The following is a 21,848-nucleotide window of genomic DNA, read 5'->3' as shown; positions in this document are numbered from 1 at the left end:
GAGCGAGACGATGCCCTTCTGCCCCTTCTGCCCCTTCTGCCCCTTCTGCCTTTGGTCATACCCGTCACCTTTCAATACATCCGACCTAAAATCCGCACATCAGTCCGCGCGTACGGGCTTGCAGCAGTTTACGCCGCAGCCCCCTTGATAAACACCAATTATGTTGATAATAAAGGTTATGTCAACATGATTTATGTTGTAAATTTTGCAAGGGTCGAAAAATGCAAAAATCCATGGGCGAACGACTGAAGGCGGCCCGCGAAGCCGCAAACTATCCATCAGCCACGAAGGCAGCGGAAGCGCTCGGCGTGAGCCTGTCCACCTATCGCGCGCACGAGAACGGACAGAACGATTTCAGCGCCGAAATCGCCAATCGCTACGCCAAGAAATTTGGCACCTCGGCCGGCTACCTCCTGACAGGAGAAGGACCGCGGACGGTTGCGCGCGCGCTGCCGACCATCGTCACCTCCTTCGATCCCGACGTGCAGGATCAAGACGGATTTGCCGAAGATGGCGAAGAGCACAGCTATAGCCGCGAGCATTGGACGCCGCAGATCGCGGGCGCGATGCCCGAGGTCGATGTCAAATTGGGAGCCGGAAGCGGCATTATCGGCGAAGTCATCAACCTTCCCGTCGGCTCCGGTAACGTCGCCGGGCATAAAATCGTCGCGGAATGGCTTATTCCCACAGGCTATTTGCGGAATGAGGCAAAGGCTTCGCCGAATCATACCATCATCATGGAAGTCGTCGGCGATTCCATGCAGCCGACCTACATGCCGGGCGATCGCGTGATCGTCGACCTCTCCCAGAACCAAATGACGACGGACACCGTCTATGCTATCAGCGATGGCTATTCCGAACCGCAGATCAAGCGCCTTCAGCGCGTGCCCTTCACGCAGCCCGGCCAAGTGAAGATCATTTCGGACAATCCCGCGCTGGAAACGTTCACCGTCGAACTCGAGCGACTGACAGTCATCGGCCGTATTTGCGGACACATTGCCCGCAAGTAGAGAATCCATATGGGCAAAAAACATCTTTGGTGTCGACCTCAGCCTGAACAACATAAATAATGTTGACACGCATTATGTTTGCGAGCAATATCCCCTTCAGGAGCCGTTGGCCCTGAAAGGAATAAGCGACCATGAAAGACAAAAAGTTTGCGCGAAGTCAGCGAAGCCGGACAGTCCACGGCATCAATGTTCGATCCGAAGAGATGTCGGAAGGAGATTATCGCAATGCTTAGAGCACCGATTAATATCTCGTGGGGATCAGCCGAGACTTCGAAAGCCGCTGGCCTTCAAGGGGCAAACCTCTTCTCTGCATCGATCGCACGGATGGAGGCATGATCATGCAGGCCAGCCCCGCCTTCTCCTGCGAATACTCATTCGACGAACTCAACATTCGCCTCTGCGATCGCTGGGAAACCGGGCTGTTGCTCTACGGGCGCGCTGAATTGACGTCAGCCGGAGATGATTACGAAGACGAATTTTACGTCTCGGCTATCCGCCTCGATGGTGGCGCGAGATTGGCGAGGCCGAGCCTTTCGAACGCTGCCAGCAGCTTCGAAACGGAGCTATTTCGACGGATAGCCACGGTCATTGAAGATGACAAGACATATGTCGGCCGTCACGCAGCAGAGCTTTTTGCCAATGAACTGGAGCAATGCCGGCAAATCGATCATGATGAGCCCCGCAAGATTGAGCGAGAGCGAACTCTCGAGCCGTTGATGATCGGAAGCGTGCGACGGTCACAATCAGACCGTTCTGGGGTGGTAAATGGAAGTTTCACAAAGCGAGTTCGAAGAGATCCGTCGGCTTGAGGAAGAATTGCATCGTCCCGAAATTCGGAAATCAGCGGATACGGTGGCAAACCTTCTCGCGAAAGGCTTCGTCGAATTCGGCAGTTCCGGGACGATCTACGATGACAGAGACGAACTCATTATGAGCCTGGCGGCGGAAAAGGCGGAACCGCCCTCGCCGCCGGTCACGGCACGCGATTATACCTTTCGGTCAATTTCCCCTGACGCCGTCCTCGTTACATATCGAAGCGTTCGATCTGCGGAAGGAGACAGGCCGGTACGGCATGTCCTGCGAAGTTCGATTTGGCGGCGCATCGATGGTCGATGGCAGATGATATTTCATCAAGGCACGCCGACAATGCCTGATTGCTAAAGCCCCCTCTTCGGAGCTCCGCTCAAGAGCTGACTAAAGCCCGCGCTAACGTAGCCGTGGCGCGGCGCTATGCGTCTTGCCATCGTCTGCGGCTTTGTCGATCTCAAGCCCGTCAGCCATCCGAATGAGATCGGCAACCGAGTCCGCCCGGATGCGGCCCGCAAACCGGTACCGGTGTGACGTACGCTGACAGTAGTTTTCCGTTCGTCGGATGCTACGCTGACAGGCAGTTCACGCATGTCCGCCTGCCCCGCAGCCATGAAAATGAAACTCATATCAGAGCGGAAATTTTCACCATCCAGCGGTCTGTCATCAAAACCGAGCTTTCCTGCAACAACAGCTTTCAAAACAGAGAACAGAAAATAGTTTAGTTGCAAATATTCATGCCTTGCAGCAGGAATACCCAATCGATTCCACTATCATTTCGGCGTTTATCTGGCCCTTAGCCCCCGGAAATTCCGAAAGATGCCCGTACTTACATTTTCAAGGCAGAGTAGAAGGTGCGATGGGATTTTCACTCAGAACATTTGGAGAAGTCACTCTTCTGGATGGGCAGGAACGCCAAATAGCATTCCCGAAGAAAGCACTGCTGATACTTGCCTATCTGCTTGCAATGAATAGCAGATCCGTAAGCAGGACGAGCATGGCACGATTTCTTTGGGGTGAAGGCGACCAGGCAAACTCATTGACGAACCTGCGCAAACTCGTTTCCCGCGTCAGGAGCCGGCAGTCGGACCTCAATGCCGAATTTCTAACCTTTGACGATACGGATATTTGCCTTGTCCAAGGCGCGTTAGCCAGCGACATTGTCCCCGCGCACGCGGACGCACCAAGGAGCCCGCTGGACAGCCTTGCCCTCCTGGCCAAGGGGCTGCAATCCAAATTTCTCGAGAGGGCGAATTGTCAAAGCAGGGTCTTCATCGACTGGCGGGAGAGTGAAAGGAAACGCCATCGCGCGATGTTGAAAGAAGCACTTGAGACCGCCGTAAAGCTTCCGGCGGCGACCACCGATGTTGCTCTCGTCAAGGAGGTGGCCCTCCTTCTCTTCGAAGCCGAACCTCAGGACGAAAATACCCATCGCATATTATTGAAGGCGTTTGACGTCGAAGGCGGCCTGGAACAGCTCAGGCGCATATTCGCACGCCGCACGGATCTCATCTCATCATGGCCTGCAACGTCTCCGGCATCGCCACGTTCGCCGACGTCTGACATCGCTTCACATTCCGCAATCAGTAGCGCGCCGGAACAGGATGCCGCAACACGGCCCATCCTGCGCATACCGCGTCTTGCCTTGCTGCCGCCCGGCAACGACGGTCCCGATATAGCCGCAACCATGGTCGCCTCCTCGCTGATCGAGGATATCACGCTCGGCTTTTGCGCCTTGCACAGCCTGCGCGTGATCGCACCCTATTCCGCCGTCCAGATTAGCCGCCAAAGCGACAATCAACTTGCGCTTTTCGAGCGCTACGACATCAATTACGTCCTGGAAACCCGATTGAGCGGACCGAATGGCGATCTCTCACTATTCGCACAGCTCATCTCTTTGCCGAACAATGAGGTCATCTGGGCGGAGCGTTTCAACTTCGGCAAACTGGATCTGGTTCGCAATAAGGGCACGATCTCCCGGCAGATCGTTCTCGCCGCCGCCGCGGAAGTAGAGCGCCATGAAATGACCCGTGCCTATTTCGAGCAGGATCCGGCGGCCTACCACCAATATCTTGTCGGGCAGCAATATCTCCATCGCCTGACCCTGCCGGATATGCGTCGCGCCCGTAGGGAGCTGAAGGCCGCCCTTCATCAGAGCGCCGATTTTGTGCCAGCGCTCAGCGCCATCGCCCGCACCTATACCAACGAATGGCTGCTGACCGCCCGCGGCGATAATGAACTGTTGAAATCGGCGGAGGACTTCGCGACGCGCGCCATCTCAATTCGCAATGACCTGTCCGATGGCTATCGCGAGCTTGGTGTGGCCAAGCTCTTCCAGGGCTCCATCGACGAGAGCGTGGAAGCGCTGGAAACGGCGGAAACGCTGAGCCCGCATCACGCTGATGTCATTGCCGATCATGCCGACACGCTGGTCCATTTTTCCCAGCCCGGCCCGGCACTTGAAAAAATCCATCATGCGATGGAGCTCAATCCCATCAACCCGGACCTCTATCTTTGGACTGCCGCCGGCGCGAGCTATACTCTCAGCCGGTTCCAGACTGCTCTCGATTACATCAACCAGATGGCCGACCCCAGCCTCGCAGACCGGCTTGCGGCAGCAAGCTGGGCAATGCTGGGCCATCAGGACGAAGCGCGCATGCTGGTACGCCGCGTCCGCGAAACCAATCCCGACTTCGATGTCGACAGATGGCTGTCATTTGTCCCAACCAAGGAGCAATGGCACAAGGATCTCTATTGCGAGGGTCTAAAAAAAGCGGGTTTCTGATTATCGCCGTCGCCTGCCGGTGATCTGCGCCAAAGGTGATCAGCCAGGGCAATAATGCTTCTGCGTTGGCTGGCAATTGCCGTTCGGCGCCGTGATGCGCATGGCATGCCCTTCGTACTCCATTCGAAACGCCCACTGTGTTAGAGAATACGCAATCCAAATCCATCAACATGGAAGACCCTATCGTTGACCACATTACGCGCAGAAAAACCGGAGGATATCGACACCATCCGCAAAGTCACCATCGCCGCCTTCGAGAACGCGGAGCATAGTTCCGGCACGGAGGCCGCAATCGTGGATGCATTGCGAAACGCGGGAGCGCTGACCGTTTCACTTGTCGCCGTGGAGAATGACCAGATCGTCGGCCATGTCGCCTTCTCGCCCGTCGCCGTCGAATCCGGAGCCGAGAAATGGTACGGCCTCGGCCCGATTTCAGTCCGGCCCGATCAGCAAGGCCACGGCATTGGAAAAGCGCTGATAGAGGCAGGACTGGCCCGCCTGAGAGAATACGGCGCCAACGGCTGTGTTGTTCTCGGCGATCCCCGCTACTACGCCCGCTTCGGCTTCACGAGCAACCCCACCTTGCGCTATGCCGACGTGCCCACCGAATATTTTCAGTACATCGTGTTCGAGGGAGCTGTGCCAACCGGCGCAGTTGCATATCACGCTGGATACGATGCTACTTGATCAGGAGAAAATGGTGGGCCCGGAGGGACTCGAACCCCCAACCAAGCGGTTATGAGCCGCCGGCTCTAACCATTGAGCTACAGGCCCGGCGCGAAAAAGCTTCGCGCTTGCGACTCCGGAGCAATGGTTCTCCGCAGCCGACTTGGCTCTAACCCAATTTCTCTTTTCCGACAAGGGACTGCCGTAATACCTTCACAATCAATCCGCAAAAGCGAATCCTGAGGAATTATCAACCAAGGAACGAACATGCTTCGGAAGAAAACCAGAGATTTTGCTCTTGCCGCTCTTGTCAGCGCCACTTTCTTCGTGCCTGCGGCAACCGCCTTTGCGGAAGACGCCAAGTCGCCGGAAGCCGTCATCACCGTCACCGGTGAAGGGCATGCGACGATTGCGCCGGACATGGCCGTTGTGACGTTGTCGGTCGTCCAGCAGGCGAAAGCAGCCCAGGATGCGCTCGACCAGAACAATAAGGCCATGGGCGCCGTACTGGCGACGCTGAAGGAGAGCGGCATTGCCGAGCGCGATCTGCAGACCTCGGGCTTTTCGATCCAGCCGCAATATACCTATCCCAACGACAAGGATGGCCGCGGCCAGCCGCCGGTCCTGACCGGTTATCAGGTGACGAACGGCCTGACCGTTCGCGTGCGTGATCTCTCCAAGCTCGGCGGACTGCTCGACCAGGCAGTCAAGCTCGGCATCAACCAGGGCGGCGATATTCAATTCACCAACGACAAGCCGGATGCGGTCCTTGAAGATGCCCGCAAGAAGGCGGTTGCCGATGCCGCCGCCAAGGCGAAGACCCTGACGGATGCCGCCGGCGTCAAGCTCGGCCGCGTCATCGCTATCAATGAGGGTGGGATCGCTGCTCCGCCGCAGCCCTACATGCGCAGCATGGCCGCAGCCGCGCCGATGGACAAGGCCGTGCCCGTCGCAACCGGCGAGAATGAGTACAACGCGTCGGTCAGCATCACTTACGCGATCCAGCAATAGAGCAGTTCCAGGAGAAGTGCTGAGCGGTTTCCGTCCGGAATTGCGAGACAACAAAGAGATGGAGCGGTTCAGAGTTTCCGTGAAAAGCTGAACCGCTCTTGACCAAAACAAAACCGCCCTTCGCTCAAATCCATTCGGATCGAGCAAAGGACGGTTTCGCGGCCCCCGCCAAAAAAAGCGAAAAGGTCAACATGAAGAGCGGGCGCCTTGTGCGCCCGCAATGTTTATCAGCGGCCGAGCATCGGGCAGCCGCGAACATTGGCAAACATCATCGTGTCCGGGCCGCGGCGACCGAAGCCATCGACGATAACACGTCGCGGCGTCACATCCACGACCCGGGCACGACGCAAGCCATAGCTGCGGGCAACGTCGATAGCCTGACGCGGGTCGCAACCGCGACGGTCAAAGCGCGGAGGCGGCCGATCATAGTCCGGCGGTGGCGGACGATGCCGGCCCGGACCGACATAGATATCCACGCCCTGTGCGGAAGCAAAATCCGCCGTGCCTGACAGCGCAGTTACTGCAACGGCAACGGCGACCCCCAACTTTGCCAGCATTTGTTTCATTATCTTCTCCGTGAAGCAAAAGCGCCCCTCATCTCCGCAGGATTTACCGAGCGAACGGGCAAGACGTAACGGCGCGATACTGAACGAGCTCAGAATCAGCCATTCATCCAATATTCAGCTACAATGAACGCTAAAGTGACACCAGATGGCCGATAATAGCATAGCGTAAAAAATAAAGCCGCCTCCCTTTCGGAGGCGGCTTCGAATCCATCGAATAGATGTGGAAAACCTTGGTGCGCTGCAATCAGCGGCGGATCAGCGGGCAACCGCGAACGTTTGCGAAGACAACGCGATCCGGACCGCGGCGACCGAACCCTTCGACCACGACGCGGCGTGGCGTGATGTTGTCGATGCGGGCGCGGCGCAGGCCCATGTCGCGCGCCTTCTGAACGGCAAGGCCCGGCGAGCAGCTGCGGCCGCGATAGTGGTCATAGCGTGCCTGCTGGATACCCGGGTGGAAATCGTTGGCCGATGCAGAGACGGCCGTTGCGGAAATGGTGCCGAGCGCGATGAGAGCTGCAATACCTGCCTTGGCGAAAAGATTGGTCATGGTGTTTCTCCTTCAAGTCCTTGCTACGGATCGTTGCAATCCCGTTATCTGCCCCGTTGATGGCCGATGCCTTTGGGATTGAGGGCACGTTAGGTCCGTCAAGCTGAACCGAACGCGAATTGGCCGTTCAGATTGTATTCATGACGATTAACAACCGATTGACGCAAAGGCATAAAGGGCTCAGGTGGAAAAATGCAGCACGATTTCGCGCCGGTGCGGCCGGTCGCGATGCTCGAAAAGATAGATCCCTTGCCAGGTGCCGAGCGCCAGCCGGCCGCCCATCACCGGAATGCCGATCGAAACCTGCGTCAGCGCCGCCTTGATATGCGCCGGCATATCGTCCGGCCCCTCCATCGTATGCACGATCCAGCGCATCGAAGGATCGGAGGATGGCGGCACGAGCCGGCTGAAGAAAGCCTTCAGATCCGTCTTCACATCGGGATCGGCATTCTCCTGAATGAGCAGGGAACAGGAAGTATGACGCACGAAGACGGTCAAAAGCCCCTCGCCGCCGGCCGCCGCCGTCCGGACGAACTCCCTCGCCTGATCGGTGAATTCGTAGAGCCCCTGCCCGTGGGTGGAGAGCGTAACAGCGGTTTGCGGCATGGCATTCCCCCACGTGGCGATAGATCCGCATCAGGTCGGGCGCAGTGGCCGGAATGTCAAGCCCGGCCACTGCTTACCGACTATAGTGCAATGGCGATTTTGAAGCCGCCATAGATCATGCGCTTGCCATCGAAGGGCATGTTTTCCATGTCATCCTTCAAACGCGGATCGGCCATGACCTTGGCCAGGATCGCATCGCGGCTCTCCCGCGATTCATAGGTGATCCACGAAAACACCACGACCTCGTCTTCCGTCGCCTGCACCGCACGCGGGAAGGAGGTGAGTTCGCCATAGGGCACGTCGTCGCCTATGGCCTCGACATAGCTGAGCGCACCATATTCGCGCCAGACCTCGCCGGCTTTGCGCGCCAATGTCTTGTACGGCTCGATCTTATCTTTCGGTACGGCAACAATGAAACCGTCGACATAGGACATTTCTGCCTCCTTTGTTCTATGCTCACCTTTGAAGGACGATCGGCGATGACCGGATCCGACATGGGTCCAGCACTTTTCTGCTTCGGCCTGACCAGATGGAGCGGACAAGAATTTGCCACAGCGCCCATCCGAAGGAACGCCAATGGAGATAGAATACAGGAACAATCCGAATCTCGGAAATGAGGCGCTCAATGCCCTGTGGGCTTCTGCATGGGGCGCATCCTCCGCGCGGGATTTCCAACCGATCCTTTCCAGAAACCTCGCCCATGTCGGCACGTTCGCCGATACGAGGCTGATCGGCTTCGTCAACGTCGCTTGGGATGGCGGCATTCACGCCTTCATTCTCGACACCTGCGTCGACCCGGCATTTCGCCGGCAGGGCATCGCGACCGCCTTGGTCGAGCGGGCAAAAATCCTGGCTCGCGAGGGCGGTGCTGAATGGCTGCATGCCGATTTCGAGCCGCATCTTGCCGGCTTCTACCGGAGGCTTGGCTTCGCCTCCACCGAAGCCGGCCTGATACGACTGCGCGATTGAGATAGGTGCCTAGAGCCGGATGATTTTAGGTCGAATCGACCTAAAATCTGAATCCGCCCTAGAATCAAAGAAGTAGAGCGTGATGTCGTCCGAAAACCGCCCACACTTTTCGGCATCACGCTCTAACCCTACGAGTGGACCTGCGAAAGCAGCCAGTTACGGAACAGGGCCGCGGCTGGATTTTGCAAGGCGTTTGGCGGATAGACGAGATTGTAGCTGGCAGCGGCCGGCTGCACCTCGACAAAACACCGAACCAGCGTCTTCTCGGCAAGATCGCGAGCGACCAGGGAGCTGCGAACGAGGGCGAAGCCGTGGCCTTGCCGGCAGGCTTCAAGCATATCGGCGAAGGAATCGAACAACGGCGCCTCCTCCACGGCCCGCGCAATGTCGAAACGCGGAGTTGCCTCGTCGTTGTTTCCGCCGGTGATCTGCTCGTACCAGCGTTGCCAATCCAGTATCGTATGCCGCATGCCGGCGTAACGCAGCAGCGGTGCGGCCCTTATGCCCTCACGCGGCGGCAATCGTTCGGACAGCTCCGGCGAACTGACGACAAATTCCTCATCCGTCAGCAGTTCCTCCTGCGTGAGGCCGGCCTCGGCACGGCCAAGCCAGATTGCCAGATCGGCACCGCCGGGCTGGAAATCCGGGCGCTGATAACCGACGGCCATTTTCACTTCGATTTTCGGGTGACGCTGGCAGAAATCCGGCAATCGCGCCGCCAGCCACTGGCTCGAAAACTCCGGCGAGACGGAGACGGCGACGCTGCGAACCGAGACACTCGCACGTGCCTGATAGAGCGCCGCTTCCAGTTCGAAAATCGTGCCGGCAATCGCGGGATGCAGGCGAGCGCCCAAGGACGTCAGCCTCGCGCCGTTTCGGCCTCTGTCGAATAGCCGCCCGCCGATCCAGCCTTCGAGCTGCGCAAGCTGATGGCTGATCGCCGTCTGCGTCTGCCCGATCCGCTCCGCGGCGCGACCAAAACCTCCGGTTTCGGCGATCGCGCAGAATGTCTGCAGCACGGATAGCGGTGGAAGCGGCCTCTTTCCCATGAAAATCCCGCATGCTTTCGAGCGCAAGACTTCATTATACACGGCATTATTTCAGGCGCATCTATCCATTCTCGAAAGTTTGGAGATCGAGATCAGATGAATATCTTTCATGATTATCGCTACAGGCCATGGATCACGCGACTTTTGCTCCGACAAAGCAGCGTTAAAAAACGGTCGCATGCGAAGGGCAACGGCAAGCGGGATGCCCTGCCCCCGGCGAACAGGCATTTGCTGCGAGATGTGGGGCTGGAGAGCCTCGCGGAAGCGCGTCGAGCCGATAAGAACCGTTAGCCTCTGAGCGTCTTCACCTTCGTCAGATCCGGAAAAAGCCGCATCCAGAGCAGCACCACGAATATGGTGCCGAGGCCACCGACAATGCCGGTCAAGACCGGCCCAAGCACGCTTGCAAGCATGCCGGACTCGAACTCGCCAAGCTGGTTGGACGTGCCGATGAAAAGCGAATTCACGGCATTGACGCGGCCGCGCATGGCGTCCGGCGTGAGGAGCTGCACGAGCGAACTGCGCACGACAACGCTGACGGTATCGGATGCACCGACGACGAAGAGCGCGGCGACGGATAGCAGGATATTACTCGATAGCGCGAAGACGACGGTGGCAACGCCGAAAATCAGCACCGCGAACAGCATCTTCTTGCCGACATCCGTCTGCAGCGGCCGCCGCGCCAACCAGATCGACATCACCAGCGCCCCGATCGCCGGCGCGGCGCGCAAGAGGCCAAGTCCCCATGGCCCGGCATGCAGGATATCGCGCGCAAACATCGGCAACAGCGCCGTTGCGCCACCGAGCAGGACGGCAAAGAGATCGAGCGAGATCGTGCCCAGCATGACCGGCCGGCTTTTGATGAAGGAGACACCGGCAAAAACAGAGCTCAGCGTCATCGGTTCGCGAGATGGGGCCTGTTTCTTCTCGAGGCGGATCGAGATGACATTGATGCTGGCAACGACATATAGCGCGGCCGAAGCGGCGAAAGGAGCGACGGGGCTGACGCCATAGAGCAGGCCGCCGAGCGACGGACCGATGATGAAGGCAGTCTGCATCATCGATGTGGAGGTGGCGATGGCCACCTGCAACAGCGAGGACAGCACGATGTTGGGCAGCAACGCCGCCATTGTGGGACGCTCGAAGGCCGTTGCCGCGCCCATGACGGCGACGGCGGCGAGGATCCCGACGGGACCTATCCAGCGCTGCCAGACGGCCACGGCCAGTACCAGTGCAGTCAGCGCTTCGATCAACTGGCAGGCAAGACCGATGCGTCGCCGATCGAACCGGTCGGCGACATGGCCGACGACGAAGGTCAGGATGACCATGGGCAGGAATTGGCAGAGGCCGACGAGCCCAAGGAAAAAGGCGCTGTGGGTCTGGTCATAGATCATCCAGCCCATGGCGACGGTCACGGACTGGAAGCCTATCGAGGAAAAAACGCGCGATGCCGCAAAGGAACGGTAGCCAGAGTGCCCGAGCACGCTCGGCCGGTCTTGAGTCTGCAGGGTATCCATGGGCTTTCTTCGTCCGCCTGCACAGATGCGCGGAGACTCGCTTTTCAATCGTTCGAAATTCTATCGAAGCCCCTGCTCTGCCTGAACCAGCGGCTTGTCAACCGCGTTTTTGCTGTCGTTGTGAATTCATTGCAGATGACAGATCAAATCGCGGTGAAGACGAGCTGAGAAGCCCCTGCGTGGCCGTGATCGACCAGTCGACGCCCAGCTCCGCCGCAATTGCACCGACCAGCCTCGGAACGTCGCTTCGCGCCTCCTCGTGCATCGCCTCCGCGACGATCAGCGCGGAGCGCGTGTCGTCGCGTACCGCGGATAGGCCGCTCTGCCGATTGGTCCATCGCCGGGCATGCGCCTGTCCGGCCTTATCGGCAAAGATCACCTCCCGCGGTTCCGGATGCTCCGTCTCGCCGGAAAAAGTCAGGTAACTTTCGCTGCCGTCGGCATGCCGCACTTCGAGATCACCGGATATTTTCGCGAGATCGAAAACGGCGACGGGAATGGCGAACGCAATCGAGATGGCATTGCAGAGATCGACGAGCGGATGCAGCCGCGGCAACGATCCCTCCTGGCGAAACCGGCGAAGCAGCGCTTCGGACGCGCAGCGATATTGCGTCGGCTTCAATCCCATCTTCGAAAACGTCCGCCGCCAGGCCTGTATTTCAGGCATCTCGCTTTCGCCGCCCTGCGCCAGCCGGTCGGCGGCAATCGTATGATATCGCGCGATACGATCCGAGACGTCGACATTGGAACTGATCCCTTCAGCGAACAGCACGCCGGGAACCAGCTCGGGAAACTCGCTCCACATCTCGTTCGAATGGCGGAAAAACATGGGCATCTCCTTCTGCATGGTTTTGCTTGGCACCGCAGAAAACCCCGTCATCATCCTCCGGTCTTGAATAAAATTGCGGACGCCTCAACCGATGGCCGCGGCATAGACGCCTGGCGAAAGGCCGAAGTTGCGGACGAAAGTGCGCGTCATGTGACTTTGATCGGCAAAGCCGCTGGCAAATGCCGCTTCCGCCAAGGACGTGCCCATGGCAATCAATCGGCGGGCTTCCTGTATCCGGCGCTGCAGGAGATAGGCGTGGGGCGTGAGTCCCGTTGCCTTGGCGAACGCTCGCAGGAACTGGAAGTTGCTCAACCCACATGAATCAGCGAGGTCGGCAAGGGTCAAAGGGGCGGCGGGATCGTCATCGATCAGATCTCGCGCCCGGCTGATAGCCGCGGGAACTGCGGCATCACGCGAGCTGCCCGGCCCCTCGCCCATCGCGGTGGCAACAAGCGATAGGAGCAAACCATCCCGCAAAAGTGCGTTCTGCGATGCAGTGCCTATTACGAGCGGAAACAAGGTTTTGAGACATGCAGCCATCTCGTTGTTGCGCATGACGGGCGACGGGAATTCCGCCGCTCCAAACCTGCCCTCGCCGATGTCGCGCAAGAGATCGGCGATGAGGCGAGGATCGAAATAGAGCATGGACCAGGCGCGGCTCTCGCCGACGGGCATGCCGTCATGCACCTCGTTCGGGTTGACGCTAATGACGTCGCCGGCTTCGGCCCGTACCATCCCTCGCCCGCTGAGCGAAGCCTGTGCGCCGGCCTCGATAACCCCGATGCCGAATTGATCATGCGTATGCTTGGGAAAGCTGTGGCCTGTTTCGGCCCTGACAGCCTCGACGCCGGCAACGCTGGAACGGTATATACTGAATTGACCGGACTTCATCCGCACCGTCTTCCTATGCCGCCAATATCGCTGCAGCGATGGCAGCAGCGCGTGCCATCACCTTTGAACGGCAATGATTGCGCGCCCGCAATCAGGAAGCAAGGCTCAGGCGCCTCCGGCCCCTTTGCCGTCTTCTGCCGTCACTAGTGCCGCCTGTGTGTTGCCGGCGACGGCCGTCGGCAGCGGTGTGCCGCGCTTGCGCTCGCGCGCCAGCGTCAGCAAGCCGGAAAAGATGATGAGTACGATGCCGACGGCCATCGGCATGTCGATGCTGTCGTTGAACAGCAGGTAGCCAAAGGCGATCGCCCAGAGCATCTGGCTGTATTGCGGCGGCGCGACCAGATTGGCGGGCGCCATTTGCGCGGCGTTCAACAGCAGGACGCTACCGAAAGCGCCAAGCAGGCCGTAGCTCGCCAGGAATATCCACTGCGTCGGCGTGGGCATGGTGACTTCGGAGAGCATGAGAAAGCCACTGACGATGAGGGTTCCGAAGAGGCCCGCGCCGTAGAGCGAAATGCGCTTCTCCTTCGAGCCAAGCGCGCGGTTGATGACAATGGAGATCGCCGCGGCAAGGCCGCCGATCGCCGCGCAGAGGTGGCCGACCGAGAGTTCGCGAAAGCCCGGACGCAGGACGATCAACACGCCGACGAAACCGAGAATGACGGCCGTCCAGCGCTGCCAGCGCACATCCTCCTTGAGAAAGATCACCGAGAGAATGGTCACGAAGGACGGCAGCAGGAACAGCAGCGCAAAGGCCTCCGCCATCGGCAGCATGGTGAAGGCGATGACGGAGCAGATGGCGCCGGTCGCGCCGCAGACGAAGCGCAGCAGCCACAAGGGACGGTTCGACGTCCTCACCATGTCGGTCCAATCGTCTTCCCGCCGCTTTAGAAACGGCACGGCGGCAAAGCCGAACAGCGCGCCGATGAAGGCGACCTGATAGGAGGGAATGACCCCATGCAGGATTTTGATCGAAGCATCGCTGAAGGCGAAGACGGCATAGGACGCGAATGCCACAAGGACACCACGCAGGGTGGAGCGGCCAACGGCCGCGGAACTGGAATCGGCTGTAATCGAGGACATCGGAATCTTGAGAAAAATGCGATGGGAGGACATTGAATCAGTGAGATACAGGCAATTGTATGATGAAATGAGCTGAATTTCGATTGGGTGGAAATAAACTATTGTTTCAGCCTGGAGGCATAACTGTGCGTATCATCAAAATGCAGGCAAACCGAGCCTCTCAAGCTGATTTTTAGGGACACGTCCATCGTTCGTATATGAAAAGGCCGTGACCTTCAAAGCTGCATCGTCAACTTGGCACCTGAAGGCAACTCGATACCAACCTTTTGAGGTCGGAACCGCCACCCCGTCGGCGGAGACACCGGTATCACTCCGCATAGTAGGCGAGAATGCCGAATTGACATAATTTGGCGCGTTAAATTCATGCCCAAATTGAGCTAGAGCTTCACTACGGCAAAGATACGAAACGCGCTCTCTACGTGGCATCTTCTTCCAGGCATCATAATTGCTCTTGGACAGTCGAGCCATCTCGACATCTGAATAAAGCTTTTTCGCGCGGACAGCCATCTTCGTCGCGTCTGATTTAGGCTGCGCTTCAGTGACTAATGCAGTGCCGCCAGTCGGATTACCTTGACTGCTCGAAGCGGACTGGTCTTGAGAATTTTGCTGAGAGGGAGAGGGCTTTACCGCCGGAACGACAATCTGTGGCAGATCTTTTGCTTCATTCTTGGCCTGCTCTGCAGGAGCCTGCTGTTTCAGGTCGGATGACGCCGCCGGCGGCTGCACCTGAAAATCCGAAGGCTCCTTGGTCGCAAGAACATCGGGCGCCGATGATGGGGCCTTGGTGGTCGAGTCACTTGCCGGCGGCTCAGCCGCATTTGCCGTCTGGTCCTTGGCATCAGCCTGCTGCTGGGCATCCTGCGCCTGTTGCGTTGCCTGCGCTTGTGCAACTGTCTCCGTGGCTGCCTCTGCCTGTTGCTCGGCCGCAGCATTGTTTGGCTGCATCGTAGGTGTATCGTTCCGCTGCTCCGAGGTGCCGGCCTGCTGTGTTGTGGTCGGATTCTTCTGATCGCCGTTCATGTCTGGAACAGGTACATCTACGACAGAAGGTTGCTGCTCGGCCTTCTCAACGGGCTTCTCGGCGCCGGGATCGTCAGGCTTGGGTGCGGGCTTTTCCGCCTTCTCCACCGGCTTGTCGGCCTTCGCTTCATCGGGTTTGGCGGGAGGCTTTTCAGCCGGCTCCTTGCCTTGAGGGTCGGATTGCTTTGGAGGCTGGTCGTCCGACTTTTTCCCCTGAGGCTGCTGCGGCTCCTCTTGGGTTTCGGCCGTCTGCTGCGCCGGCTTCTCGTCGGGTTTCGTCGTCGGCTTCGGAGGCTGGTCGGGCTTCTCGTTCGCCTTCGTCGCAAGCTCCTGCTTTTCCTCCTGCTGCGGCACCAGCTCGACATTGACGCTCTGCTCGGGCTTTGCCTCCGGCGGCGCCGGCAGCAGCGGCAGCAGAAAAATCGCGACAAACAGGACATGCAGAAGGATCGACAGGACAAAGCCCGGCCTTATCTCCCTATCCCGTTTTTCCGTCACCTTTTCCATTGCTTAGCGGACGGTTCGTGAGCAGAAAGCAATCAAGAGGAAACTGCGCATCGATTCATTCGATCCTTGCCGGCTAAAAGATCAGAGAGGACTTCTCGGTCGCTGACATATGGTACACGACCACATGCCGCGAAAGAGGCATCTGTCGAAATCGAACTTGTCAGGCCTCCGTGCGATCCGCAATGGCGCAAAAACAAACCTGCGTGATCACATCTAGCGAAAGCCGACCCCGTCCACCGTTAGAAAAATTCATCCAGCAGGCGATAGTAAGCCATTTTTTCGGCCTTCGGTTCGAAATTTCCATAGGCCTTCAAAAACTCGGAAACCAATCTTTCTCCGAAATTGCGCTCGATGCTGCCGCAGGCAAGCGCGATATCCTGATGGCGGTCGGCAATACCGAGACGGCAGCAATCGATATAGCCGCTGAATTTATCGCCATCGACGATGAAATTCGGAAGGCAGGCATCGCCATGCGTGACGACGAAATCCTCCGTTGACGGTCTTCTGGCCTGAAGCTCACGGAAAAGATCCTCTGCCGACCTTCCCAGTCGGGTCTCATCGAAGTCATCCTCATCGACGTGGCCGGCAAGCAGGCGCGCCCTTGCCGCGCCAATTCTGTTCTCCAGCCGATTGTCGAAGGGACAGGCGGCGATGTCGACAGCGTGCAATCGCCTCAAAGCATCCGCCAAGAGCTGCACGCGCTCGAGTGGCTGCAACCGTTCCGCGCTGACGAGATCGTTTCCCGAGAGCGCGCTCATCAAAAGCCATTCGCGTTCGCCGTCCTTCTCGTGGGCAATGACGTCCGGGCAGGTAAGGCCCTGCGAGGCCAGCCATCGCAGTCTGGCGACCTCGCCGGTCAGCTCACCCAAAGGATCGGCCAGCTCAGTCTTGAGATAGACCGGCGCTCGCCCATCGGCCTCAAGCCGGAAGACATGGGCCGAGGAACGCCCAAGCACATCCTGCCGCCACTCGTACCCAGCCAGCAGACCGCGCAGTCGAGCTGGGATGGATGCTTCCATGAATTGCGGCTCGCCTGCCATGTTCACCCCCTTGATGCCCATATCGTCAATAAAAAACCCGGCTCGCTTTCACGAACCGGGCCTGATTTCATAAGCTGCCGATGCAACTTAACTGTCGAGGAAGCTTCTGAGCTTGCGCGAGCGGCTCGGATGCTTGAGCTTGCGCAGCGCCTTGGCCTCGATCTGGCGGATACGTTCGCGCGTCACCGAGAACTGCTGGCCGACTTCTTCGAGCGTGTGGTCGGTGTTCATGCCGATACCGAAGCGCATGCGCAGCACACGCTCTTCGCGCGGCGTCAGCGATGCCAGAACGCGGGTCGTCGTTTCGCGCAGGTTCGCCTGGATGGCGGCGTCGATCGGCAGAAGCGCGTTCTTGTCCTCGATGAAATCGCCGAGATGCGAATCCTCTTCGTCACCAACCGGGGTTTCGAGCGAGATCGGCTCCTTGGCGATCTTCAGCACCTTGCGCACCTTTTCGAGCGGCATGGCGAGCTTCTCGGCCAGTTCTTCCGGCGTCGGCTCGCGGCCGATTTCGTGCAGCATCTGGCGCGACGTGCGGACGATCTTGTTGATCGTTTCGATCATGTGCACCGGAATACGGATGGTGCGCGCCTGGTCGGCGATGGAGCGGGTGATCGCCTGACGAATCCACCAGGTGGCATAGGTCGAGAACTTGTAGCCGCGGCGATATTCGAACTTATCGACCGCCTTCATCAGGCCGATATTGCCTTCCTGAATGAGATCGAGGAACTGCAGGCCACGGTTGGTGTACTTCTTGGCGATGGAGATGACGAGGCGCAGGTTGGCTTCGACCATTTCCTTCTTGGCAATGCGTGCTTCGCGCTCGCCCTTCTGCACCATGTGAACGATGCGGCGGAATTCCGAGATCGAAATGCCGGTTTCGGTCGCAAGGTTCTGGATCTCCTGACGGATATCCCGAATGGTGGTGTTTTCGGCCTTGGCGAATTCCTTCCAGCCGCGCGCGGCCAGATTGCCGATCGACTTCATCCAGTTCGGATCGAGCTCGGCGCCCTGATACTGCTCCAGGAAGCTGTCACGCTTGACGCCATAGGATTCAGCGAGGCGCAGCAGGCGACCTTCGTTCTGAACGAGGCGCTTGTTGATGTCGTAGAGCTGCTCGACCAGAGCGTCGATACGGTTCTGGTTCAGCGACAGAGACTTGACCGACTTGACCAGCTCATCCTTGAGCTCCTTATAGCGGCGCTCCTGCGCCGAAGACAGCGTACCGGAAGCCGACAGGCGTTGCTCGACCTGCTGGTCCTGCAGCTTGCGCAGCTTCTTGTAGGTTTCGGCGATAATGTCGAGCGTCGTCATCACCTGCGGGCGAAGCTCGGCTTCCATCGCGGCGAGAGAGAGGTTGGATTCGTCCTCGTCCTCTTCTTCTTCCTCGATTGGCAGGCCTTCGCCGCCGACATTGGTGATGTCGTCGTCACCGGAAGGAGAGCGGCCGCGGCGTGCCTTTTCCTTCTCTTCGGCTGCCTTGCGGTCAGCCTCGATCTTCTCGGGGCTCTGGAACTGCGGTGCAGCCTTGGCCTCGGGACCGGAATAGGTGGTTTCAAGATCGATGATTTCGCGCAGCAGCGTCGTGCCTTCGTTGAGTTCGTCGCGCCAGATAATCAGCGCCTGGAACGTCAACGGGCTCTCACAGAGGCCGCCGATCATGGTTTCGCGGCCGGCCTCGATGCGCTTGGCAATCGCGATTTCGCCTTCGCGCGACAGGAGCTCGACGGAACCCATTTCGCGCAGATACATGCGCACCGGGTCGTCCGTACGGTCGGTCGGCTCTTTCTTCTTCGCGGTCGCAAGCGCGGAACCGGTGGAGGGGGCCAGTTCGCCGCCTTCACTTTCATCGTCGCCGCCGGCATCGTCGTCGTCGCTTGCTGTGGCGCCAGCCTCTTCGACATCCTCATCTTCGATGACGTTGATGCCCATGTCCGACAGCATAGACATCGTGTCTTCGATCTGTTCGGACGTCACCTCTTCGGACGGCAGCACGGCATTGAGCTCGTCCATCGTCACGTAGCCGCGCTTCTTCGCGGCCTTGATCATTTTCTTGACCGCGTCATCGGAAAGATCGAGAAGCGGGCCGTCCGAGGTGCCGTCGCGTTCGACTTCAGCTTCTTCGTTCTCTTTGACCTTGGTTGCCATCTCTATATCGTCGCTTTCCCTGACGCTGCAAACTTACACGCGGTGAAACATTCACTCTGACTGGCGCGCCCTGCACCAGCCGCGACTCACCGACGAACACCTAACGGAATGACCTTTAATGCCCGATTAACCACGATCACCGCCACCGGAGTGCAAAGCTGGATTGCGTTTGGATTTCCGGCCATGATATTAGGTGATCCGCTTGCTCCAGTTTACCGTTCTTTCCGAAGTTAAACGGTGATTCCTAGAATTTTTGTTCTCGTCAAGCTTTTCCAGCAAAAAAAGCCGTTTAATGCGCGAAAAACCCTTATCCACAGGCTTGGCGCACCGTAATCAATTGCTTCCCGTATTTAGGAAGTCCCCGCACGATGACAAGAGCATACTGAACAAAGCCTCACATTTCCGGCATCGGCAGGTATTGCCGATGCCGGAAATGCGTTCAAATGGCATCAATTCCAGTCCATTACGACCTTGCCGGAATTGCCTGAACGCATGGCTTCGAAGCCATCGCGAAAATCATCGATGGCTATACGATGGGTGATGACCGGCGATACATCGAGACCGCCCTGCACGAAGGCGATCATCTTGTACCAGGTCTCGAACATCTCGCGACCATAGATGCCCTTCAGATTCAGCATTTTGAAGATGACCTTGTTCCAGTCGATCTCGAAGCCGGCCGGTGCGATGCCCAGAATGGCGATTTTGCCGCCATTGTTCATCTTGTCGATCATGTCTCGGAAGGCGGGAGCGGCGCCCGACATTTCCAGCCCGACGTCGAAGCCTTCGGTCATGCCGATGGATTTCATCACATCGGCAAGATTCTCCTTGGAAGCGTCGACGACGTGATCGATGCCGACCTTGCGGGCGAGCGCCAGCCGGGTGGGATTGATGTCGGTGATGACGACCTTGCGCGCGCCGCAACGTTTGGCGACCATCGCCCCCATAATGCCGATCGGTCCGGCGCCGGTGACGAGCACATCCTCGCCGACCAGATCGAAGGAGAGCGCGGTGTGAACCGCATTACCGAACGGATCGAAGATCGCGGCGATTTCATCAGGGATATCGTCGGGAATCGGCACGACATTGGATTCGGGAATGCAGACGAATTCGCCGAAAGAGCCAGGACGATTGACGCCGACGCCGAGCGTATTGCGGCAGAGATGGCCCCGGCCCGCGCGGCAGTTGCGACACTTGCCGCAGACGATGTGCCCCTCGCCGGAAACGCGCTCGCCGACGTGATACTTCGTCACCGCCGAGCCGATTTCGGCGATCTCGCCGCAAAATTCGTGGCCGACGACCATCGGCACGGGAATGGTCTTCTGCGCCCATTGATCCCAGTTCCAAATATGGACATCCGTGCCGCAGATCGCCGATTTCTTGACCCGAATGAGAACATCGTTCGGCCCGACCTCGGGAACCGGAACATGCTCCATCCACAGCCCGACTTCCGGCTTGGCTTTGACCAACGCTTTCATCATGTTCGACATGATCGGCTCTCTCCAACCAATTCAAATGATTCCGAGTTCTTTACCCGCTTCCGCGAAGGCCGTGATCGCTCTTTCGACATCCGCCTTCGAGTGAGCAGCCGACATCTGCGTACGGATGCGCGCCTGGCCCTTGGGCACGACGGGGAAGGAAAAGCCGATGACGTAGACGCCCTTCTTCAGCATCAGCGCCGCCATGTCCTGCGCGAGCTTCGCATCGCCGAGCATGACGGGGATGATCGCGTGATCGGCGCCGGCGAGCGTGAAGCCGAGTTTCGTCATCTCGCTGCGGAAGAGTTCGGCATTGCCCCGGAGCCGCGCACGCAATTCGGTGCCATTCTCGATCAGATCGAAGACCTTCAGCGAGGCTGCGGCGATAACGGGGGCCAAGGTGTTGGAGAACAGATAGGGGCGCGAGCGCTGCCGCAACCACTCGACGATCTCGCCTCTGGCGGAAGTATAACCGCCGGAAGCGCCGCCAAGCGCCTTGCCGAGCGTACCAGTGATGATGTCGATGCGGCCTTCGACGCCGCAATATTCGGCCGACCCGCGGCCATGCGCGCCGACAAAGCCGACCGCGTGGCTGTCATCGACCATGACCATCGCACCATATTTCTCTGCCAGGTCGCAGACGCCGCCGAGATTGGCGATGATGCCGTCCATGGAGAATACGCCATCGGTCGCAATCAGCTTGAAGCGGCTCCCTTCAGCCTTCTTCAGCTCCTCCTCCAGCGCTGCCATGTCGTTGTTGGCGTAACGGAAACGCTTGGCCTTGGAGAGCCGGACGCCATCGATGATCGAGGCGTGATTGAGCGCATCCGAGATGATGGCATCTTCCTCAGACAATAGCGTCTCGAACAGCCCACCATTGGCATCGAAGCAGGAGGAATAGAGGATCGTCGCCTCCATGCCGAGGAAAGCCGAAATTCGTGCTTCGAGCTGCTTGTGCTCTTCCTGCGTGCCGCAAATGAAGCGAACCGAGGCCATGCCGTATCCGTAGCGGTCGAGCGCCCTCTTCGCAGCATCGGCAAGCTCCTCATTGTCCGCCAGGCCGAGATAGTTGTTGGCGCAGAAGTTGAGGACGCGCGCACCGCCAAGGACAGCGATTTCACCGGCTTGCTTTGACGTGATAACGCGCTCGGCCTTGAAGAGCCCGGCTTCTTTCAAGCCGGCAAGTTCGCGGCGCAGATGTGAAAGGAATTCTGAGGTCATTGTCGCATTCCAATGCTGGTCACAGTGCCTAACTAACCAAGAAATAACATAGGATTGGGCCTCTTGCTGCATCCAGCAGCGGCAAAAATGCGCAACGC

The 21,848-nt window shown here is 58.6% G+C and carries 22 protein-coding genes and 1 tRNA gene; 7 read left to right on the top strand and 16 right to left on the bottom strand.

Annotation, left to right across the window (positions count from 1 at the left end):
* Nucleotides 1-221: 221 nt before the first annotated feature.
* The 3 genes from HGP12_RS25285 to HGP12_RS25275 all read left to right on the top strand — a co-directional run bounded on the left by HGP12_RS25285 (nt 222) and on the right by HGP12_RS25275 (nt 2,171).
* Nucleotides 222-1,010 (top strand): XRE family transcriptional regulator, encoded by a 789-nt coding sequence (locus tag HGP12_RS25285; protein WP_168842417.1) that lies wholly within the window; start codon nt 222-224, stop codon nt 1,008-1,010.
* Nucleotides 1,011-1,342: 332 nt separating this feature from the next.
* The gene (locus HGP12_RS25280) at nt 1,343-1,819 is read left to right on the top strand and encodes a hypothetical protein (RefSeq protein WP_246703527.1); all 477 of its coding nucleotides are present in this window, start codon (nt 1,343-1,345) and stop codon (nt 1,817-1,819) included.
* Nucleotides 1,776-2,171, top strand: coding sequence for a DUF4440 domain-containing protein (locus tag HGP12_RS25275; RefSeq protein ID WP_168842418.1), 396 nt, complete (start codon nt 1,776-1,778; stop codon nt 2,169-2,171). Before HGP12_RS25280 ends, HGP12_RS25275 begins: the two co-directional genes overlap by 44 nt.
* On the opposite strand, the gene HGP12_RS25270 is transcribed toward HGP12_RS25275, so the two are convergent.
* A complete protein-coding gene (locus HGP12_RS25270) occupies nt 2,168-2,578 on the bottom strand; it encodes a hypothetical protein (protein WP_168842419.1) in 411 nt (136 codons plus the stop codon). The two genes, HGP12_RS25275 and HGP12_RS25270, sit on opposite strands and share 4 nt — an antisense overlap.
* A 236-nt stretch (nt 2,579-2,814) precedes the next feature.
* Between HGP12_RS25270 and HGP12_RS25265 the strand changes: the two genes are divergently transcribed.
* A complete protein-coding gene (locus HGP12_RS25265) occupies nt 2,815-4,602 on the top strand; it encodes a hypothetical protein (RefSeq protein ID WP_312862931.1) in 1,788 nt (595 codons plus the stop codon).
* 186 nt (nt 4,603-4,788) lie between these two features.
* Nucleotides 4,789-5,289, top strand: coding sequence for a GNAT family N-acetyltransferase (locus HGP12_RS25260; RefSeq protein ID WP_168842421.1), 501 nt, complete (start codon nt 4,789-4,791; stop codon nt 5,287-5,289).
* A gap of 11 nt (nt 5,290-5,300) precedes the next feature.
* On the opposite strand, the gene HGP12_RS25255 is transcribed toward HGP12_RS25260, so the two are convergent.
* Nucleotides 5,301-5,376 (bottom strand) — tRNA-Ile (locus tag HGP12_RS25255).
* 159 nt (nt 5,377-5,535) lie between these two features.
* Between HGP12_RS25255 and HGP12_RS25250 the strand changes: the two genes are divergently transcribed.
* Nucleotides 5,536-6,279, top strand: a complete 744-nt coding sequence (locus HGP12_RS25250) for an SIMPL domain-containing protein (RefSeq protein ID WP_168842422.1) — start codon at nt 5,536-5,538, stop codon at nt 6,277-6,279.
* 227 nt (nt 6,280-6,506) lie between these two features.
* On the opposite strand, the gene HGP12_RS25245 is transcribed toward HGP12_RS25250, so the two are convergent.
* From HGP12_RS25245 to HGP12_RS25230, 4 genes are all read right to left on the bottom strand, one after another.
* Nucleotides 6,507-6,845: a hypothetical protein gene (locus tag HGP12_RS25245; RefSeq protein WP_168879635.1), complete on the bottom strand. Its 339-nt coding sequence runs from the start codon at nt 6,843-6,845 to the stop codon at nt 6,507-6,509.
* Between the two features lie 244 nt (nt 6,846-7,089).
* On the bottom strand, nt 7,090-7,395 hold the full coding sequence (locus tag HGP12_RS25240; RefSeq protein ID WP_168842424.1) for a hypothetical protein: 306 nt from the start codon (nt 7,393-7,395) through the stop codon (nt 7,090-7,092).
* 180 nt (nt 7,396-7,575) lie between these two features.
* Nucleotides 7,576-8,001, bottom strand: a complete 426-nt coding sequence (locus tag HGP12_RS25235) for a secondary thiamine-phosphate synthase enzyme YjbQ (protein WP_168842425.1) — start codon at nt 7,999-8,001, stop codon at nt 7,576-7,578.
* A gap of 80 nt (nt 8,002-8,081) precedes the next feature.
* On the bottom strand, nt 8,082-8,435 hold the full coding sequence (locus HGP12_RS25230; RefSeq protein WP_168842426.1) for a DUF1428 domain-containing protein: 354 nt from the start codon (nt 8,433-8,435) through the stop codon (nt 8,082-8,084).
* 142 nt (nt 8,436-8,577) lie between these two features.
* On the opposite strand from HGP12_RS25230, the gene HGP12_RS25225 reads away from it, so the two are divergent.
* Entirely contained in the window at nt 8,578-8,970 is a 393-nt protein-coding gene (locus tag HGP12_RS25225; RefSeq protein WP_168842427.1) for a GNAT family N-acetyltransferase, read from the top strand.
* A 128-nt stretch (nt 8,971-9,098) separates the two neighbouring features.
* Here the strand turns inward: HGP12_RS25225 and HGP12_RS25220 are convergent, their stop codons facing one another.
* The 10 genes from HGP12_RS25220 to HGP12_RS25175 form a co-directional block, all read right to left on the bottom strand.
* Entirely contained in the window at nt 9,099-10,019 is a 921-nt protein-coding gene (locus HGP12_RS25220; protein ID WP_168842428.1) for a LysR substrate-binding domain-containing protein, read from the bottom strand.
* A 287-nt stretch (nt 10,020-10,306) separates the two neighbouring features.
* Nucleotides 10,307-11,536: an MFS transporter gene (locus HGP12_RS25215; RefSeq protein ID WP_168842429.1), complete on the bottom strand. Its 1,230-nt coding sequence runs from the start codon at nt 11,534-11,536 to the stop codon at nt 10,307-10,309.
* A 97-nt stretch (nt 11,537-11,633) separates the two neighbouring features.
* On the bottom strand, nt 11,634-12,365 hold the full coding sequence (locus HGP12_RS25210) for a B3/4 domain-containing protein (protein ID WP_168842430.1): 732 nt from the start codon (nt 12,363-12,365) through the stop codon (nt 11,634-11,636).
* Nucleotides 12,366-12,449: 84 nt separating this feature from the next.
* Nucleotides 12,450-13,256 carry an AraC family transcriptional regulator gene (locus HGP12_RS25205; RefSeq protein ID WP_168842431.1) on the bottom strand — a complete coding sequence of 269 codons (807 nt, stop codon included), beginning with the start codon at nt 13,254-13,256 and terminating at the stop codon, nt 12,450-12,452.
* 105 nt (nt 13,257-13,361) lie between these two features.
* Nucleotides 13,362-14,339, bottom strand: coding sequence for a DMT family transporter (locus HGP12_RS25200; RefSeq protein ID WP_168842432.1), 978 nt, complete (start codon nt 14,337-14,339; stop codon nt 13,362-13,364).
* 135 nt (nt 14,340-14,474) lie between these two features.
* The gene (locus HGP12_RS25195) at nt 14,475-15,866 is read right to left on the bottom strand and encodes a DUF930 domain-containing protein (protein WP_168842433.1); all 1,392 of its coding nucleotides are present in this window, start codon (nt 15,864-15,866) and stop codon (nt 14,475-14,477) included.
* A gap of 239 nt (nt 15,867-16,105) precedes the next feature.
* A complete protein-coding gene (locus HGP12_RS25190) occupies nt 16,106-16,906 on the bottom strand; it encodes an APH(3')-II family aminoglycoside O-phosphotransferase (protein ID WP_168842434.1) in 801 nt (266 codons plus the stop codon).
* Nucleotides 16,907-16,993: 87 nt separating this feature from the next.
* A complete protein-coding gene (gene rpoD, locus HGP12_RS25185; RefSeq protein WP_168842435.1) occupies nt 16,994-19,054 on the bottom strand; it encodes an RNA polymerase sigma factor RpoD in 2,061 nt (686 codons plus the stop codon).
* 449 nt (nt 19,055-19,503) lie between these two features.
* Nucleotides 19,504-20,541: an L-threonine 3-dehydrogenase gene (gene tdh / locus HGP12_RS25180; protein ID WP_168842436.1), complete on the bottom strand. Its 1,038-nt coding sequence runs from the start codon at nt 20,539-20,541 to the stop codon at nt 19,504-19,506.
* Nucleotides 20,542-20,562: 21 nt separating this feature from the next.
* A complete protein-coding gene (locus HGP12_RS25175; protein WP_168842437.1) occupies nt 20,563-21,750 on the bottom strand; it encodes a glycine C-acetyltransferase in 1,188 nt (395 codons plus the stop codon).
* Between the last annotated feature and the right edge of the window lie 98 nt (nt 21,751-21,848).

Source organism: Rhizobium sp. P28RR-XV (assembly GCF_012641385.1).
Classification (GTDB): domain Bacteria; phylum Pseudomonadota; class Alphaproteobacteria; order Rhizobiales; family Rhizobiaceae; genus Rhizobium.
Note: the sequence above shows the minus strand (reverse complement) of the source record. Positions and strands in the feature narration are given on the sequence as shown.

Coding starts and splice junctions, on each gene's coding strand:
- HGP12_RS25210 (WP_168842430.1), bottom strand. CDS start 12,365: ATGTTTTTCCGCCATTCGAACGAGATGTGGAGCGAGTTTCCCGAGCTG.
- tdh (WP_168842436.1), bottom strand. CDS start 20,541: ATGTCGAACATGATGAAAGCGTTGGTCAAAGCCAAGCCGGAAGTCGGG.
- HGP12_RS25220 (WP_168842428.1), bottom strand. CDS start 10,019: ATGGGAAAGAGGCCGCTTCCACCGCTATCCGTGCTGCAGACATTCTGC.
- HGP12_RS25285 (WP_168842417.1), top strand. CDS start 222: ATGCAAAAATCCATGGGCGAACGACTGAAGGCGGCCCGCGAAGCCGCA.
- HGP12_RS25195 (WP_168842433.1), bottom strand. CDS start 15,866: ATGGAAAAGGTGACGGAAAAACGGGATAGGGAGATAAGGCCGGGCTTT.
- HGP12_RS25200 (WP_168842432.1), bottom strand. CDS start 14,339: ATGTCCTCGATTACAGCCGATTCCAGTTCCGCGGCCGTTGGCCGCTCC.
- HGP12_RS25190 (WP_168842434.1), bottom strand. CDS start 16,906: ATGGCAGGCGAGCCGCAATTCATGGAAGCATCCATCCCAGCTCGACTG.
- HGP12_RS25275 (WP_168842418.1), top strand. CDS start 1,776: ATGGAAGTTTCACAAAGCGAGTTCGAAGAGATCCGTCGGCTTGAGGAA.
- HGP12_RS25175 (WP_168842437.1), bottom strand. CDS start 21,750: ATGACCTCAGAATTCCTTTCACATCTGCGCCGCGAACTTGCCGGCTTG.
- HGP12_RS25240 (WP_168842424.1), bottom strand. CDS start 7,395: ATGACCAATCTTTTCGCCAAGGCAGGTATTGCAGCTCTCATCGCGCTC.
- HGP12_RS25280 (WP_246703527.1), top strand. CDS start 1,343: ATGATCATGCAGGCCAGCCCCGCCTTCTCCTGCGAATACTCATTCGAC.
- rpoD (WP_168842435.1), bottom strand. CDS start 19,054: ATGGCAACCAAGGTCAAAGAGAACGAAGAAGCTGAAGTCGAACGCGAC.
- HGP12_RS25265 (WP_312862931.1), top strand. CDS start 2,815: ATGGCACGATTTCTTTGGGGTGAAGGCGACCAGGCAAACTCATTGACG.
- HGP12_RS25225 (WP_168842427.1), top strand. CDS start 8,578: ATGGAGATAGAATACAGGAACAATCCGAATCTCGGAAATGAGGCGCTC.
- HGP12_RS25215 (WP_168842429.1), bottom strand. CDS start 11,536: ATGGATACCCTGCAGACTCAAGACCGGCCGAGCGTGCTCGGGCACTCT.
- HGP12_RS25250 (WP_168842422.1), top strand. CDS start 5,536: ATGCTTCGGAAGAAAACCAGAGATTTTGCTCTTGCCGCTCTTGTCAGC.
- HGP12_RS25230 (WP_168842426.1), bottom strand. CDS start 8,435: ATGTCCTATGTCGACGGTTTCATTGTTGCCGTACCGAAAGATAAGATC.
- HGP12_RS25205 (WP_168842431.1), bottom strand. CDS start 13,256: ATGAAGTCCGGTCAATTCAGTATATACCGTTCCAGCGTTGCCGGCGTC.
- HGP12_RS25235 (WP_168842425.1), bottom strand. CDS start 8,001: ATGCCGCAAACCGCTGTTACGCTCTCCACCCACGGGCAGGGGCTCTAC.
- HGP12_RS25245 (WP_168879635.1), bottom strand. CDS start 6,845: ATGAAACAAATGCTGGCAAAGTTGGGGGTCGCCGTTGCCGTTGCAGTA.